We start from the raw sequence: 9,395 nt of genomic DNA on the forward strand, positions 1-9,395 counted from the left end.
TACTCCTTCATGTTCATTTCATATGACAAAATTGGTTAGCACGTTGAAGTGTGCGTTGCAATTTCTTTAACTTCTCTTCTACTGGCTTCATTGGATTTAAATGATATAGGTCAATCATCATTTCATATAACATGTACCAATGCATCCTTAAATAAAGTGAATCTGTACTTTTCAAACCATAATCCGCTAACCAATTTTCCCACTCGGCTTCAGGAATATAACGATTGAATAGCATACCTAAATCAATGGCAGGATCACCGATTTCGGCATTATCCCAATCAATTAAGTACAACTTTCCTTCATCTGTTATTAACCAATTATTATGATTAAGATCACAATGGCAAACAACGGGCTTAATGCCAGTAACAGAAACTAAATGTTTCTCCATAAACTGCAAACTTTGGTGAATAACTGTTGGATAGATAAATTTATATTTATATTGAATCATCTGCTTTAAATCTTGAAACAGCATAATAGGATTAAGTGGTGTTTTTCCCATACGGGTTAACATATCTAGCAACTCTGCAGAATGGTGGATACGTCCTAATAGTTCAGCAACTTTAGGATGTTGAAGAACTTCGGGATTTAACTCCTTACCATCCAACCACTCTTGCGCCGTTATAACATCACCGTTTTCTAACCTTTTAGTCCAGACTAACTTGGGTACAATACCTTGTGCAGATAGCACAGCTAAGAATGGCGACGAATTCCGTTTTAAAAATAACCGTTTATGTTCTGATTGAGCGTAATAAGCTTCGCCAGTAGAACCACCAGCTGATTCAATCGTCCATTCATCTCCAAGCATATGTTGCACAAAGCATCCCCCTTTCCGTTCCATTTTATTGTTGCTAATAAACAATTCTTTGACAAAAACAGATAGCAAATAGACCAACAAAATGGTAAAAATAGCGAAAATTCACCACTATAATTTTTTATCTTAATTAAAGATTAACTCATAAACGGTAGAAAGATCAAGTATAAATTTTATTTCGAATAAAACGAACCTTAAAAGTCGGCATTTTTGTCTTCTTTCACGGATGGGTCGTTGCATGTATCCAGAACATTAGCATCGATTACGCCCGTCTTAATAGAGGCGTACTACTTTCTATTTTGAGATGGGAATTTTAATGGTGGTTAGCTGTGATAAAATTCATCATCTTCACCTTGTTCCCACTCAGGACGATTGACAGCTACTGTATCCGAATAAGCGAGTAAAGCGTCAGCAACTTTTAGTTGCTGATGCTTTAATGGTGACGTATAAGCACGCTGCTTTTGCAACCACTCTTCGTGTGCATCCTTATCTATATAAGTCGTTTGAAACGGTTCAAGATCAAAGTCAATAGCATTTGTTCGTGACAAAATAATTTTATGAATAGGTATGTCTAACCCCTCATGATTAAGAATACTCTTCACAATCTTATCTGACCGCTTAAGGGATAACATTGGACTTAACATTTTTGAGCGCACATTATTCTCTTCAATAAACCACGTCCGATCATCACCCGGGATTACCGTACGGTTAGAAGGATACTCAACCAGCTTTATAATGTTAACTTCAAAAGGGGTAATCATAATAATATCAGCATCAACAGTTGCATTTTTCAATTTAAATACAGGTTGATACATAAATAAAAAACTATCAGGGAAGCGTTGCAAAAAATATTTTAAAGTTAAATCTTCTTGATAACTTCGATCTAAAAACGACATCTCATGTAAAGTCGTTGAGGACCAATTCAATTGAAAATGATATAAAGAATCTAAAAAATATTGCTTCAATTGCTCTTCATTTTGTGGAAGCAAGGGTTCAATAGGTTGATCTTCTATGACTTCTTTTTTGTTAAATATCCCAAAAAATTTATCGAATAGAGCTGCCCGATTTGTATCTTCCAATGGCGCTTCAATACGGTTTTGTTTCGGTTGATTATGCCATAGATCAAGTAACCTTTTCCAATTATCTTGTTTAAGCCTAATAAACTGTCTTGGATAATGGAGAATATCACGCTGATAGCGCGATATATAATTTTCAAGTTTAATTAATTGTCCCATTATTCACACCTCATTCTAATTTAAAACGCTCAACACATTGGTATCTTGGTATATGTAGCATTTGTACTCTATATAATACCATAGCAGAGATTTTTTCATGAAAGCTATCTACAAAGTTAGCGGCTAGTTCACTCCAACCATCATCAGTTAACCATTTATTAGTTGCTTTTTTAGCTAGTGTGACATGAGGACAAAAGGCACGCTGATCGATTGGAAGATTTAACGCCCCCATTTGCTGGTTAATTTGTTTTAGCAATCGCTCGATATCTTGATTTTTGGCTGCTCGCATCCATAACACACGTGGCTCATGATCATTACCAAAATAGCCGATGTCTCCAATTTTAATGATAAACGACTTTAATGGAGAGAGCTGATTTATTTTATCTATCAGTGTTGTTTTTTCAACATCAGTAAGCTTACCAAAAAAAGCTAATGTTATGTGGAAATCAGCTTGATCAGTCCACGTTCTATATGTCTTTTCCCCAATAATTGATTGTAACACACGTTGTTTTTGTCTGAGCCATTTTTTTAATTCATCGCTTAGCTCCAAAGCTAAAAAGTAATGTCTGGTTATTTGTTCTCCCATTTCCTCATCTTCTTTCAGTTATTCTCTATATCGGTTTTATTTAAGAAAATGTAAAACTTGATATTGAAAACTAGCATTTTATAATCAAAAGGTGTAGAATGTTTTTAAGAGATTCAGCAACACCACAAAACTAATGCTTACATTAAGGAGTGGTTTTTTGAGTCAATCAACAACCCGGATGCTTACTCGCGTAAAGGCTGTCTATTTATTTATTAGAGAAAACGGTCCAGTTACAACGACAGAAATTGCTGAAGAGTTCGATATAACTGATCGAACGGTTCAACGGGATTTAAACGTATTATCATATAACGGCCTGGTGAGGAGCCCTACTAGAGGGAAATGGGACATTACGAAAAAGAAAGTTAAGATTTCGTAACGTCGCCAAACTTAGTACCATGCTGACGTTTGTTCTTAGTCAGCTTATTTTTTTGTGTGTTTTTAATTTAACGCTTTCAAATACATGATCTCATCCTCAGTTAGACGTCGATATTCTCCTAATTTTAATTCTGGATCTAACAGCCACTCTCCCATAGCTATTCGCTTCAAATAAATCACACGTTTATGAACAGCTTCAAACATTCGCTTCACTTGGTGATATTTCCCCTCATAAATCGTTAACTCAATCTCCGATATTTGACCATTTTGTAAGATCGTTAACTCGGACTGCTTTGTTTGATAACCATCGTCAAGTACCACACCTTTTTGAAAAATAGCTTGATCTTCTACAGTAACGTTACCCTCAACCTTAGCATAATATGTTTTTCCTACATTTTTTTTAGGTGATAATAAACGATGCGCTAATTTTCCATCATTTGTTATTAAAAGTAGCCCTTCCGTATCTTTGTCTAATCGCCCAACTGGAAAAGGATCAGTTCGTCTGTCCTCATCAGCTAATAAATCAATGACAGTTTGGTCTCTTGAATCTTCTGTTGCACTTACAACACCAGCGGGCTTATTAAGGATAAAGTAGACAAATTCTTCATAGTGTACCTGTTCTTGATTAACACAAACCTTATCTTCTTGCAGATTAATCTTTTTTTGCGGTTCTTTTACAAGCTCATCATTAACCGTAATTTGACCTGACTTTAATAATTTTTTAACTTCTTTCCTGCTACCATATCCTGTATTAGCTAATAATTTATCTAAACGCATTTTGATCATCCTATCTTTTCATAATTCGGTCGAGTATACGCACACGTCCACCCGCAATACGCTCTAATAAGGTTGAGTGATAGCTAAACCATAAATAAACGAATGCTCCTATTGTAACCGTAATCGCTAGAATAATAACATTAGCCAAGCGTCCATCTTGATATGTTACGACAAAGTGCAATAAATATCTTACAACTGCGACTGCAAGTGCCATAAAGATAGTGAAAATCCCCATTAACATAGAGCGTTTTAGAAACTGACGCAATGAAAAAGCAATGGCTTGTTTTATTTTCCATAAATTTGCTACCACCGTAATAAAAGTAGCTATCCATGTCGCTATTACAGCACCTTGTGGACCAAACCATTGTAAAAATGGAATCGTTAGAATGCTTTTTAATACAAGACCAATAAATAAACTGTAAATAGCAAAGCGCTGTTGACTTATCGCTTGTAAAATTGAAGAAGTCACAGTAAACAAGGCAAAAAATAAAGCGACAGGTGCATACCATCCTAACAAATATCCATTCAAGTCAATAAAATCATTGACACCGTAAAAAGCACCCCAAATTTCATGTGAAAGAATAGACATCCCAACAACTGCCGGTAAAACGAATAACACAATAAGCTGTAAAGACTGATTAATCTGTTGAAAAAGTAAGGGCTTATTACGATCAACAAACGACTTGGTCAGGGTTGGTAAGGTTGCTAATGATGTACCCGTAGCCAATGTAATTGGAATCATAATTAACTTATGACCATACAAATTAATATTTGAAAAAGCATGATCAATAACTGCTTGGGCCTCGCCCATGTTAATCAGTGTTCTCGAGAAAGTAATTGCATCAATTTGTTGATACAAAGGAATCGCTAGTCCAATAAACACAAATGGTCCAGCATAACTAAATAACTCCTTAAATAGAGCACGCGATGAAATATTCGTTCGATCGACTGTTTGTTGTTGAATGTAGAGATTGATGTGACGCTTACGCTTTTTCCAATACCAGAACAACACGATTGCAGCGGCAATTGCACCAATAAAAGCCGAAAAGGTAGCAAAACCTACAGCCGTTGTAATCGTTCCACCAAAGATGTGTATAACAGCATATACAGCAGCCAACAAAAACCCTATTCGGACAAATTGCTCAATCACTTGTGAAACGGCAGTTGGTCCCATCGATTGATAGCCTTGAAAGAACCCTCTGGTAATACTCATTGGTGGAATAATAATTAAAGCAAAACTAATCATCCTAATCACCATAGCGACATCTTCAACAGCTATGCCTTCAGAGTTATCAGGAATATAGATGCTTGCCAATGCATTGGCACCTCCAAATAAAATAGCGAACGTCACCAAACCGGTTATAAACATAAGCCGTAATGCTAATTGATACATACGATAACTTGTCTGATAGTCACCCATTGAATTATATTTAGCAACAAATTTGGATACTGCAAGTGGAATGCCAATGGTGGATAAACTAATAAAAATAGTATAGGGGCCGTAAGCTAAGCCATATAAAGTCCCGCCAGTGGCACCTACTAAACTTTCAAAAGGAATTGTATAAATCATTCCTATAAACTTAGAAATAAATGTAGCAGATGTCAACAAGACTGTTCCGCGTACAATCGAATTTTTCGACATATCTTCACCTTAATTCCTTATTAATCTTTAGAACGCTCAAATTCAGTCGATTTATAGCAAGTGCATGACTGAAAAAAAGAGGCCACTTCTACTGAATAAACTGCTTGTAGACGTGCTATCTTTTATCTCAAAAGCGTTCTAGCTTTTGCTCTATTCATTCTATCATATTTTATCAACAGGTATGAAGATGAAGCAAAATTCACTTCATTATAGTATACTTTAACAAGAAGAAAAACAAGTGAAAGGATGAGATTGTGACTTATGACGTAGCAATAATTGGGGGTGGCCCTTCGGGTTTAATGGCTGCAATTGCTGCTGCCGAGCAAGGTGCCAGAACAATTTTAATAGAAAAAGGAAAAAAACTAGGTAAAAAGCTCGAAATTTCTGGAGGTGGCCGTTGCAATGTAACAAGTAGGTTACCAAAAGATGAAATCATTAAACACATCCCTGGAAACGGTCGATTTTTATACAGTGCTTTTTCTGTTTTTGATAACGAAGATATTATTAATTTCTTTGAGGAATTAGGGGTTAAATTAAAAGAAGAAGATCATGGGCGCATGTTCCCTGTCAGCAATTCCGCTAAGGATGTAGTCGGCGCCTTACTCAATAAATTATCCGAGTTAAATGTTGAGGTTAAGCTAAACACAGCTGTCCAAGACATTAATTTCGGCAGCGACCAACATACTATCTTGTTGCCAAACCAACAAACTGTAGCAACGAAAACTACTGTAATTGCTGTCGGTGGCAAAGCCGTTCCTCACACTGGAAGCAATGGAGATGGCTATCCTTGGGCGAAAAAAGCTGGCCATACAATCACTGATCTGTATCCCACTGAAGTACCCTTGGTGTCTAAGCAAACTTTTATTAGGGAAAGAACTTTACAAGGATTAGCATTAAGAGATGTTGCGCTAACTGTTAAAGATCAACATGCTAAACAGCTCGTTACCCATCGTATGGACATGTTGATTACTCACTTTGGCGTATCAGGTCCTGCTGTCTTACGGTGCTCACAATATGTCGTTAAGCTGTTACGTGCTGGACAAAAGCAAGTCAGTTTATGCATTGACGCTTTACCTGATCAAAATCCTGAGCAACTTTATCAGCAACTTATCGAACGCATCGATCAAACACCAAAAAAAGCTATAAAAAATGTTTTTAAAGGACTTGTTCCGGAGCGCTACTTACTTTTTCTATTCAGTCAGAATCAGATTGATCAAGATTTAAATGCTGCTAATATTTCCCGGGAAAAACTGCGGAAATTCGTTGATGAACTAAAAGGTTTTGAACTTTTAATCCATGATAGTTTGTCGATCGATAAAGCCTTTGTAACAGGTGGAGGCGTCTCAATAAAAGAAGTGGTTCCAACTACATTAGCTTCTAAATTAATGGAAGGGCTATTCTTTTGTGGAGAAATTTTGGATATCCATGGTTATACTGGTGGTTACAATATTACAGCTGCTCTTGTTACTGGCAGATTAGCTGGGCAAAACGCCGCATGGAAGAGTTTATAGATACTGCATGAATGCAGTATCTATTTTTTTGTACATTAAGAAAAGATAACACACTCATTAAAAGAAGTTTTTTTAAAATATACTTGCAAAACATTTAAATATAGTGTAGGTTAGTTACATGAGTAATTAACCAGTTAGGTGGTGAAGTTTTGACTAATCAATTAAAAGACGATCAACCGATCTTTCTACAAATTGCTGAGGTAATTGAAACAAGTATTGTTGAAGGCCAGCGAAATGCTCATGACCAAGTCCCTTCTACCAATGAATTTGCCAAATTTTATCGAATTAATCCTGCAACTGCAGCTAAAGGCATTAATTTATTGGTCGATCAGGGCATCCTTTTTAAAAAGCGAGGGGTAGGTATGTTTGTCACAGACCAAGCAAAGCAAATTATTTTAGAAAAAAGGAAAAATAGCTTTTATGATCACTATATGAAGCCTTTAATAAGTGAGGCTAGACGCATTCATTTAAGCAAAGCGCAATTATACAACTGGATTGAGGAGGGGTTTATTGATGAAAATTGAAGCAAAGGATTTGAACAAAAAATATAAGAAAGAGCAAGCATTGAAGAATCTTACCGTTACGTTTGAGGGAACAAAGATTATTGGTTTACTCGGAAAAAACGGAGCCGGTAAAACGACTTTTATGCGATTATTAGCAGGTCATTTCCAACAAACTAAGGGAGAACTAACGGTAAATAATAAAGTTCCGTTTAATCATTATCCGACGACCAAGAACATTTGTTTAATTCAGGAAAACTATAATTTTTATGAAAAGTTTAAAATAGATGACGTATTAAAGATTTCTTCAGCCTTTTATCCGAATTGGAATCAAAAAGAAGCTGATCATTTATTAGACATTTTCAAATTAAAACGAAAAAGTAAAATCAATACCTTGTCAAAGGGGATGCTATCAGCCGTTGGAATTATTGTCGGGCTAGCTAGTCATTGTCCGATCACTATATTTGATGAACCTTATATCGGTCTTGACGCATCATTTCGCTCAAATTTTTACGACCTTCTATTAGCCTCCTATCAAGACGATCCAAGGTTAATCATTTTATCAACGCATTTAATTGATGAGGTGAGTCAATTATTTGAAGAGGTGGCCATCCTACATGAAGGAGAACTACTCCTTCATGAAACTACTGAAGATTTAGTTAATAAGCATGATATTATTTCGGGTACAAAACAAGAGGTTGAGCTATTTTTAAAAGATAAAAACGTGATTCATAAATCTGAAATTCTTGGTAAGATGACTGCGGTTGTTTACAATGAGCCTAAGGAAGAACAGACAAATCTTCATTATTCAAAAGCGAGTCTACAAGATTTATTTGTTTACTTGACAAAAGAGGAGGTTGCAAAGCATTGAATAATCAAATTAAAAATTGTCTCTATTATTTTTATAGATTTTCTATTAAAACGGTTATCCACTTTTGGTTAATTTATTTAGGGTTTATTTCGCTATTTATGATATTAGCAATTGTAACTGATGGTTCTGTTGAATTTATGGGCGTTAATGCATTACCTAGTTTTATCTTTATGGTGATCTTTGCAATGATTTTCTTTAAAGATGTGTTTCCTTATATTATAAAACTAGGCATTTCAAGAAAGTTTTATATTGTTTCTACATTCATTTTTTCAGTTTTGTTAGCGACATTTATGATTTTTCTAAATCTTATATTTTTACATTTCATTAATTGGATTATAGATATTTTTAAAATTGAAAATTTTACATTTACCGGATTAAATATGGGCGAATTGACAGATGTAAGTTCCTTTGATATTTTAATATTTGAGTGGTTGCTTCATTTTACGCTGTTTATGTTGTTCCTACTAATCGGCGCTATACTGTTTCGGTTTGGTATGAAATATGGTATGTTAATGATTTTTATTTTACCATTAAGTCTGTTTATTCGTCCTATAGCAGATATAGTTGGAGAAATCATGCCGTATTTTGGGATATTCCATTATGATTATACTCCTTTTGCATTTCTTCCTCTGATTGCTATTGTCGTGTTATTATTTGGATTAACTGTTCAAAAGGCAAGTATAGTAGATCAAATATCACATAAAAGTTAACTAACCAACTTTATATGACGTTCTTATCAGGATCGTTAATCAAACAAATGTCTTTAAATTAAAATCACCAATTTATGAACTGCATCCCTATTAGTTAAAAATCTAATAGGGATGCAGTTTTTATCGTCAATACTGTGAAAGATAGATATACACACGATTTGCACGGATTAACGAACGAGACCTCACAAAGTCCAATATGAGATCTTGACCTCTCGTTTTTTCATTAGTATAGTGGCCTCAATTAACTAAGGATAACAACACCACAGCACCCAATAAAAAACCAAAACAAAAAAACTCAAAATTAATAGTCTTGAGTTTTTTTCACGCTTAGCGACGTCCTACTCTCGCAGGGGAAATCCCCAACTACCATCGGCGCT

General features: G+C 35.2%; 10 protein-coding genes. 5 read left to right on the top strand and 5 right to left on the bottom strand.

Annotated elements, in window-relative coordinates; all coding sequences use genetic code 11:
- Positions 1-13: 13 nt before the first annotated feature.
- The 3 genes from B494_RS0116325 to thpR all read right to left on the bottom strand — a co-directional run bounded on the left by B494_RS0116325 (position 14) and on the right by thpR (position 2,632).
- Positions 14-814 carry a phosphotransferase gene (locus tag B494_RS0116325; RefSeq protein ID WP_017473457.1) on the bottom strand — a complete coding sequence of 267 codons (801 nt, stop codon included), beginning with the start codon at positions 812-814 and terminating at the stop codon, positions 14-16.
- Positions 815-1,134: 320 nt separating this feature from the next.
- A complete protein-coding gene (locus tag B494_RS0116330; protein ID WP_017473458.1) occupies positions 1,135-2,046 on the bottom strand; it encodes an NERD domain-containing protein in 912 nt (303 codons plus the stop codon).
- Between the two features lie 10 nt (positions 2,047-2,056).
- Positions 2,057-2,632, bottom strand: coding sequence for an RNA 2',3'-cyclic phosphodiesterase (gene thpR, locus B494_RS0116335; protein WP_017473459.1), 576 nt, complete (start codon positions 2,630-2,632; stop codon positions 2,057-2,059).
- A gap of 157 nt (positions 2,633-2,789) precedes the next feature.
- Between thpR and B494_RS0116340 the strand changes: the two genes are divergently transcribed.
- Positions 2,790-3,008 (top strand): HTH domain-containing protein, encoded by a 219-nt coding sequence (locus tag B494_RS0116340; protein WP_017473460.1) that lies wholly within the window; start codon positions 2,790-2,792, stop codon positions 3,006-3,008.
- Between the two features lie 62 nt (positions 3,009-3,070).
- Here B494_RS0116340 and B494_RS0116345 read toward each other — a convergent pair whose 3' ends face one another.
- Both B494_RS0116345 and B494_RS0116350 read right to left on the bottom strand, forming a co-directional pair.
- On the bottom strand, positions 3,071-3,784 hold the full coding sequence (locus tag B494_RS0116345) for a pseudouridine synthase (protein ID WP_017473461.1): 714 nt from the start codon (positions 3,782-3,784) through the stop codon (positions 3,071-3,073).
- A 10-nt stretch (positions 3,785-3,794) separates the two neighbouring features.
- Positions 3,795-5,426 (bottom strand): putative polysaccharide biosynthesis protein, encoded by a 1,632-nt coding sequence (locus B494_RS0116350; protein ID WP_017473462.1) that lies wholly within the window; start codon positions 5,424-5,426, stop codon positions 3,795-3,797.
- 254 nt (positions 5,427-5,680) lie between these two features.
- Between B494_RS0116350 and B494_RS0116355 the strand changes: the two genes are divergently transcribed.
- From B494_RS0116355 to B494_RS0116370, 4 genes are all read left to right on the top strand, one after another.
- Positions 5,681-6,937, top strand: coding sequence for a BaiN/RdsA family NAD(P)/FAD-dependent oxidoreductase (locus tag B494_RS0116355; RefSeq protein WP_017473463.1), 1,257 nt, complete (start codon positions 5,681-5,683; stop codon positions 6,935-6,937).
- Between the two features lie 149 nt (positions 6,938-7,086).
- A complete protein-coding gene (locus tag B494_RS0116360) occupies positions 7,087-7,461 on the top strand; it encodes a GntR family transcriptional regulator (protein WP_017473464.1) in 375 nt (124 codons plus the stop codon).
- Entirely contained in the window at positions 7,451-8,308 is an 858-nt protein-coding gene (locus B494_RS0116365) for an ABC transporter ATP-binding protein (protein WP_017473465.1), read from the top strand. Before B494_RS0116360 ends, B494_RS0116365 begins: the two co-directional genes overlap by 11 nt.
- Entirely contained in the window at positions 8,305-9,018 is a 714-nt protein-coding gene (locus B494_RS0116370) for a phospholipid-translocating P-type ATPase (protein WP_017473466.1), read from the top strand. The genes B494_RS0116365 and B494_RS0116370 overlap by 4 nt, the downstream gene beginning before the upstream one ends.
- Positions 9,019-9,395: the final 377 nt, after the last annotated feature.

Source organism: Amphibacillus jilinensis Y1, from assembly GCF_000306965.1.
Lineage (GTDB): Bacteria > Bacillota > Bacilli > Bacillales > Amphibacillaceae > Amphibacillus_C > Amphibacillus_C jilinensis.

What these genes read in the sequence shown, in the direction of transcription:
- B494_RS0116365 (WP_017473465.1), top strand. Translation starts at nt 7,451, where the DNA reads ATGAAAATTGAAGCAAAGGATTTGAACAAAAAATATAAGAAAGAGCAA.
- B494_RS0116345 (WP_017473461.1), bottom strand. Translation starts at nt 3,784, where the DNA reads ATGCGTTTAGATAAATTATTAGCTAATACAGGATATGGTAGCAGGAAA.
- thpR (WP_017473459.1), bottom strand. Translation starts at nt 2,632, where the DNA reads ATGGGAGAACAAATAACCAGACATTACTTTTTAGCTTTGGAGCTAAGC.
- B494_RS0116350 (WP_017473462.1), bottom strand. Translation starts at nt 5,426, where the DNA reads ATGTCGAAAAATTCGATTGTACGCGGAACAGTCTTGTTGACATCTGCT.
- B494_RS0116330 (WP_017473458.1), bottom strand. Translation starts at nt 2,046, where the DNA reads ATGGGACAATTAATTAAACTTGAAAATTATATATCGCGCTATCAGCGT.